This window comes from Mesorhizobium caraganae, assembly GCF_016836705.1.
In the GTDB taxonomy this organism is placed as follows: Bacteria; Pseudomonadota; Alphaproteobacteria; order Rhizobiales; family Rhizobiaceae; genus Mesorhizobium; species Mesorhizobium caraganae.
On record NZ_JAFCGY010000022.1, the window covers coordinates 87,000 to 93,619 of the forward strand.

Annotated in this window: 3 protein-coding genes; all 3 read left to right on the forward strand. The window is 63.8% G+C overall.

Going from position 1 to position 6,620, the window contains the following annotated elements; genetic code table 11:
• Nucleotides 1-140 precede the first annotated feature (140 nt).
• The 3 genes from JQK88_RS26630 (at nucleotide 141) to JQK88_RS26640 (ending at nucleotide 6,441) form a co-directional block, all read left to right on the forward strand.
• On the forward strand, nucleotides 141-3,281 hold the full coding sequence (locus JQK88_RS26630; protein WP_203279960.1) for an efflux RND transporter permease subunit: 3,141 nt from the start codon (nucleotides 141-143) through the stop codon (nucleotides 3,279-3,281).
• A gap of 119 nt (nucleotides 3,282-3,400) precedes the next feature.
• Entirely contained in the window at nucleotides 3,401-4,894 is a 1,494-nt protein-coding gene (locus tag JQK88_RS26635) for an aldehyde dehydrogenase family protein (protein WP_203279961.1), read from the forward strand.
• 191 nt (nucleotides 4,895-5,085) lie between these two features.
• A complete protein-coding gene (locus tag JQK88_RS26640; RefSeq protein ID WP_203279962.1) occupies nucleotides 5,086-6,441 on the forward strand; it encodes an LLM class flavin-dependent oxidoreductase in 1,356 nt (451 codons plus the stop codon).
• Nucleotides 6,442-6,620: the final 179 nt, after the last annotated feature.

The window sequence follows — 6,620 nt, forward strand, 5'->3', positions numbered from 1 at the left end:
CCCCGCATCGATCACGCGTCCCACCGCGATGAGAGTCTCTCCTGCTCGGAAAGCCTCGCCGCCCGGAAGCCAGCATCGGAATTCCCTGAAGCCGCATGCCAAGGGTATGCGCTCACGATCAACGAATTGGACTGACGCCGATGACCACCACCAACGACAGCAGTGAAAAGCGGCCTTTCAATCTTTCGCGCTGGGCCATTGGCCATCCTTCCATTGCGCGCTTCCTGTTCGGCCTGATCATCATCGCCGGCGGGCTCGGCCTGATGCGCATGGGCCAGAAGGAAGACCCCGATTTCACCTTCCGCGTCATGGTCGTCCAGGCGATCTGGCCTGGCTCCTCGATCCAGGAGATGGAGGACCAGGTCGTCAACAAGATCGAGCGCAAGCTGCAGGAAACGCCGCATCTCGATTTCGTCCGCTCCTACACCCGCGCCGGCAGCGCCATCATCACCGTCCAGATCAAGGGCGACACCAATGCCGAGGAGGTGAAGGATGCCTTCTACCAGGTGCGCAAGAAGGTCGGCGACATCTCAGGCGACCTGCCGCAAGGCCTGCTCGGCCCCTATTTCAACGACGAGTTCGGCGACACCTTCATCACGTTGCATTCGATCAGCGGCGATGGCTACTCCTATCCCGAGCTGAAGAAGTTCGCCATCCAGGCGCGCGACATGCTGTTGACGACACCGGGCGTCGAGAAGGCCGTCATCATCGGCGACCAGCCGGAGAAGATCTATATCGACATCTCGTCCAAGGCGCTGGCCGAACGCGGCCTGACGCTGACCGACCTGCAGAACGCCATCAAGGGCCAGAACAATGTCGATCCGTCAGGTTCCGTCGACACCGGCCTGCGCTCGGTGCGCATCTCGGTCGAAGGCGACGTCACCAAGGCAGCCGATATCAGGGAATTGCGGCTGCGCGCCGGCGGCCAGGTGACGCGTCTCGGCGACATCGCCACCGTGTCCTCCGGCCTTGAGGATCCCTATCAGCGCAAATACCGCTTCAACGGCCACGAAAGCGTCCAGGTCGGCGTCGTCATGGCCAAGGGCTTCAACGTCACCGATGTCGGCAAGGATGTCGAAGCGACATATAAGCGCTTCGAAGAGGCGCTGCCGTACGGTGTTTCGGTCGACCAGATCTCCGACCAGCCGGAGGTCGTGCGCGATGCAGTGAAGGAGTTCATGGAGGCACTGGGCGAAGCGCTGCTAATTGTGCTTGCCGTCTCGCTGCTGTCGATCGGCTGGCGCTCCGGCCTGGTCATCGCCATCGCCATTCCGCTTGTGCTGGCCGCAACCTTCGCCATCATGTACGAGCTCGGCATCGACCTGCAGCGCATTTCGCTCGGCGCCTTGATCATCGCGCTCGGCCTGCTCGTCGACGACGCCATGATCGTCGTCGAGATGATGGAGCGCAAGCTGGAGGAGGGGCTGGTCAAGATCGAAGCGGCGAGCTTCGCCTATTCCTCGACCGCCTTTCCGATGCTGACCGGAACCCTGATCACCACTGCCGGCTTCATCCCCGTCGGCTTCGCCGCCTCCACGGCCGGCGAATATGTGCGCACGCTGTTTTACGTCGTCGGCATCGCGCTGGTCGTGTCCTGGTTCGTTGCGGTCTATTTCACGCCGTGGCTCGGCTACATGATCCTCAAGCAGCGCAAGCATGCCGGCAATCATCACGATGCCTTCGACACCAGGTTCTACCGGCGGCTGCGCGCCACGGTCGGCTGGGCGGTGCGCCATCGCATCATCGTTCTGGTGATGACGCTGGTCACCTTCGCCACCAGCCTGTGGGCGTTCCAGTTCATCCCGCAGAACTTCTTCCCGCAGTCGTCGCGTCCCGAAATCCTGGTCGATCTCTGGCTGCCTGAGGGAACCTCGATCAAGGAGGTCGAGACCCAGGCCAAGGCGCTCGAGGCCCGGATGATGGATGACAAGGACAAGCGCTTCATCGCCACCTATATTGGCGAGGGCGCGCCGCGCTTCTTCCTGCCGCTCGACCAGCAATTGCGCAATCCGAACTATGCGCAGCTTCTGGTGATGGCCAATGACGAGCCGGCGCGCGAGCGGCTGATCCTCAAGCTGCGCTCAATTCTGGCGCAGGATTTCCCCTCGATCCGCTCCAAGGTCGATCGCCTGTTCCTCGGCCCGCCGACCGGCTGGCCGGTGCAGATGCGCGTCATGGGACCTGACCGTCAGGAGGTGCGCCGCATCGCCGACCAGGTGAAGGCCAAGTTCGCCGAAAATCCGCTGCTCGCCGCAGTCCATGACGACTGGCTGGAGCCGGTGCCGGCGATGAAGCTGGTCATCGACCAGGACCGCGCCCGTGCGCTCGGCGTCACCTCGCAGCGCATCCGCCAGATGCTGCAGGCGTCGATGTCCGGCGCGCCACTGGATGACTTCCGCGATGGCGAGGAGACAGTGTCCATCGTCGCCCGCGAACCGGATGCCAGCCGCAACCTGCTGTCGTCGGTCGACTCGGTCTATATCCCGACCGATTTCGGCGGCTTCGTGCCGCTGTCGCAGGTGGCCAAGGTGGTGCCGGTGCTCGAGCAGGGCGTCGAATGGCGGCGTGACCGCTTGCCGACCATCTCGGTGCGCGCCACGCTGCCGGACGGCGTGCAGTCGAACGATGTCGTCACCAAGCTCTACAACGACATGCAGGGCATGCGCGCCGGCCTGGCGCCTGGCTACAAGATCGAGATCCAGGGCGGTGCGGAGGATTCTGCCGAGAGCCAGGCTTCGATCGCCGCCAAGGCGCCGGTCATGCTGGCCGTCATCGTCGTGCTCTTGATGATCCAGCTGCAGCATTTCGGCAAGGCGATGCTGGTGCTGGCCACCGGCCCGCTCGGCATCATCGGTGCGGCGGCAGCATTGCTGATCAGCGGTGCGCCCTTCGGCTTCGTCGCTATCTTGGGCGTCATCGCGCTCCTCGGCATCATCATGCGCAACTCGATCATCCTGGTCGACCAGATCGACCAGGACATCGCCAGGGGCATGGACCGATCGGAGGCCATTATCGGCTCGGCCGTGCGCCGTTTCCGGCCGATCGTGCTCACCGCAATGACGGCGGTGCTGGCGCTGATCCCGATCTCGCGCGCCGTGTTCTGGGGCCCGCTCGCCTACGCCATGATGGGCGGCATCCTGGTCGCCACCGTGCTCACCATCCTGGTGCTGCCGGCCGGCTATGCGCTGTTCTTCGGCCGTGAACCGAAGAAGGCAAAGGAGCCGGCGGGCGAGGCGGTGCAGGACAATGAACAGCCGCAACTGGCCCTGGCCGCCGAGTGAGCGCTGCTGGCGCATAGGAAGCGCTCTTGGAAAAATGCTACAACGCCGTACGTTTGACGTGCGGCGTTGTGGCGTCCTGATGGCCATGATGCCCCCCGTCTGTTGCGTGGAGGATGATCATGACCCTGGCCCAGACCTCGATCGCCCTGCGCCTGCCGATCGACGGACGCCATCGGCAGATGTTCATCGACGGCGCCTGGGTCGATGCTGCCTCGGGCCAGACCATGGAGACTCGCAATCCGGCGACCGGCGCGGTCATCGCCACGGTGCCGCGCGGCGACCGTCAGGACATAGACATTGCGGTGGCCGCGGCGCGAAAAGCCTTCGACGGTCCTTGGAGCCGGTTCAAGCCCTATGAGCGGCAGGTGCTGCTGCTGAAGATCGCCGATCTCTTCGAAAAGCACTGGGAAGAAATCAGCCGCTCCGACACGACGGATATGGGCATGCCGATCGTGCGCACCCGCGCCAACCGCAACCGTGTCATCGGCATGCTGCGTTACTACGCCGGCATGGCGACGGCGCTGCATGGCGAGACCATCGACAATTCGCTGGCGGGCGAGATCGTTTCCTTCACCCGCAAGGAGCCGGTCGGCGTCGTCGGCGCCATCATCCCGTGGAACGCGCCGACCGCGGCGTCGATCTGGAAGATCGGCCCGGCCTTGGCGACCGGCTGCACCATTGTGCTGAAACCGTCGGAAGAGGCGCCGCTGACGCCGCTGTTGATCGCCGACATCATGAACGAGGCCGGCGTGCCGGCAGGTGTCGTCAACATCGTCACCGGCACCGGCGCCGAAGCGGGAGCCCCACTCGCCGAGCATATGGGCGTCGACAAGATCGTCTTCACCGGCTCGACCGCGACCGGCCAGTCGATCGTCCGCGCCTCGGCCGGCAATCTGAAGCGCGTCTCGCTGGAGTTGGGCGGGAAGTCGCCGGTCATCGTCTGCGCCGATGCCGACCTCGACAAGGCCGTGCCGGTGGCGGCGATGTCGGTCTTCGCCAATTCCGGCCAGATCTGCATTGCCGGCTCGCGCCTGTTCGTCGAGCGCTCCATCCATGACGAGTTCGTCGCGCGGCTCGCTGCTTACGCACAGGGTCTGAAGATCGGCGACGGCATCGATCCGGCAACCGAGATCGGCCCGCTGGTTTCGGTGCGGCAGCTCGAACGTGTGACGGGTTATCTCGAAGCCGGAGCAGCCGAGGGTGCCAAGCTGGTCACAGGTGGTACCCGCCTGACGCAGGGCGCGCTTGCTGCCGGCAATTTCGTCGCGCCGACCGTGTTCGCCGGCGTCTCCGACGAGATGAAAATCGCCAGCGAGGAAATCTTCGGTCCGGTCATCTCGGCGCTGCCTTTCGACACGCTGGACGAAGCCGTCGAGCGCGCCAACAACACGCCCTACGGCCTTGCCGCCGGGGTCTTCACCCAGAACGTCGCCACCGCGCACCAGCTGTCGCGAAAGATCCGCGCCGGCTCGGTCTGGGTCAACACCTATCACGCCATCGATCCGGCGGTGCCCTTCGGCGGCTACAAGATGAGCGGTTACGGCCGCGAGGGCGGCGCAGAGCATCTCGGCGAATATCTCAACACCAAGGGCGTGTTCATCAAAATAGATTGAACGGCAGCCCACACAAAAATGCTCCGCGACGCGCGTTTCGCAAAACAGGATTCCTTTCCAGGACGGCAAAGCCGTCCGATCTTGGCGATATATCGGAGCGCGGGCATGATCCCAAAAAGTGGGTACCGGTTTTTGGAAAAGATCATGCTCCAACAAAGGATCGCGCTCGTCCACCTCCAGGTGATCATCCCATGGCAGACAACAAGCAATTGCGGCTCGGCGCCTTCATGCGCCCGGTCAGTCTTCACACCGGCGCCTGGCGCTATCCCGGTTCTTATCCCGACGCCAATTTCAACTTCGCCCATCTGAAGCGCTTCGCGCAGACGCTGGAAGCGGCCAAGTTCGATGCTTTCTTCATGGCCGACCATCTGGCCGTGCTCAACATGCCGATCGAGGCGCTGCGGCGCAGCCACACGGTGACCTCGTTCGAGCCGTTCACGCTGCTGTCGGCGCTCGCCGCCGTCACCGACCATATCGGCCTGGTCGCCACGGCATCGACGACCTTCGATGCGCCCTATCACATTGCCCGGCGCTTCGCCTCGCTCGACCATATCAGCGGCGGCCGCGCCGGCTGGAACATCGTCACCACGTCCAACCCCGATGCCGCGCTGAACTTCGGTCTCGACGAGCATGTCGAGCATGACGAGCGCTACCACAACGCGCGGGAATTCTACGATGTGGTGACCGGCCTGTGGGACAGCTTTGCCGACGACGCCTTCATCCGGGACGCCGAAAGCGGGCTCTATTTCGATCCCGCCAAACTGCATGTGCTGGACCACAAGGGCGAAAACCTCTCGGTGCGCGGCCCGCTCAACATTGCCCGCCCGGTGCAAGGCTGGCCGGTTATCGTCCAGGCCGGCGCCTCGGAGGCGGGACGGCAACTGGCGGCCGAAACGGCGGAAGTGATTTTCGCCGCGCATTCCGATCTCGCGGCAGGACAGCGTTTCTTTGCCGATGTCAAAGGCAGGGCTGAAAAGCTCGGCCGTTCGCGTGACGACATCAAGATCCTGCCCGGCGCTTTCGTCATCGTCGGCGACAGTATCGAGGAAGCGCAGGCCAAGCGGGCGAAGCTCGACAGCCTGGTCTATTACGAGAGCGGTATCGCCTCGCTGTCGATCGCGCTCGGCCATGACGCGGCCCACTTCGATCCCGATGCGCCCTTGCCTGAAATCCCCGAGACCAACGCCTCGAAGAGCAGCCGCGAGCGCGTTATCGAATTGGCGCGCCGGGAGAATCTGACCGTCCGCCAGCTGGCGCAGCGGCTCGGCGGTTACTCCGGTCTTGCCTTTGTCGGCACGCCGAAGACTATAGCCGACGCGATGGAGGAATGGCTGCTTGCCGAGGGATCCGACGGCTTCAACGTCATGTTCCCCTACCTTCCCGCCGGGCTCGACGACTTCGCCGAGAAGGTGGTGCCCGAACTGCAGCGTCGAAGGCTCTTCCGGCGCGAATATGAGGGAACGACGTTGCGCGAGAATCTCGGTCTGAAGCGGCCGCCGAACCGGTTCTTCGAAGGCTCCGAAGCGGCCATCCGCAAGGCTGGCTGACGTCTCAGCGCAAAAAAAAATGGGCGCGCCGAGGCGCGCCCTCAGACCGCTCACAAACCCCGTCGATTTTCGGCGGGGTTTTGTTTTGCGATTGATTTGGCTCAGCAAATTGATGTCAGGAGGAAATGTCAGGAGACAGCCGACGGCGATGGGCCTCACGCGAGACTTGGTTTGAGCCT